This window comes from Oleiphilus sp. HI0132 (genome assembly GCF_001635845.1).
The window spans coordinates 1-747 of the sequence record NZ_LWGJ01000424.1 but is presented as its reverse complement, the minus strand read 5'-3'; the positions used below and the strand labels follow the sequence as shown (position 1 = coordinate 747).

The 747-nt window shown below is 44.3% G+C and carries 1 protein-coding gene; it reads left to right on the top strand.

The genetic code is table 11. From position 1 onward, the window contains the following. Positions 1–747: GAF domain-containing protein (locus tag A3766_RS05185; protein ID WP_156508705.1), on the top strand; the 747-nt coding region annotated here is incomplete at both ends.

Below are 747 nucleotides of genomic sequence, written 5' to 3'. Positions count from 1 at the left end.
ATGTAGAGAAAAGCTGCATTAATACGCATCCTTGCTACGAGGCTTTTGGCCTGGAAAGTTATATTGGTGTGCCGCTAATCGTGTCAGGTGAACGCTTTGGTACGCTAAACTTTTCTGGTCCTGAAGCACATGCCAGACCCTTTAGTGATGACGAATTTGAACTCATTCGTTTATTTGCCCAATGGATAGGTAATGAACTGAGCAAACAGCTTGTTGCAGAAGATTTAGCACGTCAGAAGACTTTACTGGAGTCGATGAGTCAGCAGGCCAGAATTGGTGCATGGGAGTGGGACATGCTGGAAGACCGGCTTTACTGGTCACTCATGACAAAAGAAATTCACGAAGTACCCGAAGGCTTTGAACCTGATGTCTCTACAGCGATCAATTTTTATAAAGAAGGTAGAAGTAGAGAGCTAATTACCGCCGCGGTGAACAAAGGTATTGAAGAAGGCATTGCTTGGCAAGAAGAGCTGCAGCTGGTGACAGCTAAAGGCAATGAAATCTGGGTTTCTGCACTTGGCCAGTCAGAATTTAAAGACGGCAAGTGTGTACGCTTATTTGGCTCATTTCAAGATGTTGATAAAAAGGTAAAAGCCGAGCTGGAGTTAAAAGAAGCGAAGGAAAAAGCAGAACAGGCAGCGCATTCAAAAAGTGTCTTTCTAGCCAATATGAGCCATGAAATTCGTACGCCTATGAATGGTGTGCTAGGGATGCTGAGCGTATTGGATACAGAAAGCCTAGATGACT